The following is a 281-nucleotide window of genomic DNA, read 5'->3' on the forward strand; positions in this document are numbered from 1 at the left end:
TTCGTTTTATTCGGCTATTTTTTCTTCTGTATATTTTATAATTTCAAATGAACTTCTCATCTTAGCAAAACCTCTCGGTAATTGCGGTTGCAAAGGTAAAACTTATTTTTTTAACTAACAAAATTTATTTTGACAAATTTTAAAGTTTTTATTTCTATAAGTCAATTCTTACTTTCACTCTCAAACCCCTTTCGGAATCGGATGGCAAAGGTAAAACTTATTTTTTTAACTAACAAAATTTATTTTGACAAATTTTAAAGTTTTTATTTCTATAAGTCAAT

The sequence above is a fragment of the Empedobacter sp. R132-2 genome, from assembly GCF_030324375.1.
Taxonomy (GTDB): domain Bacteria; phylum Bacteroidota; class Bacteroidia; order Flavobacteriales; family Weeksellaceae; genus Empedobacter; species Empedobacter falsenii_B.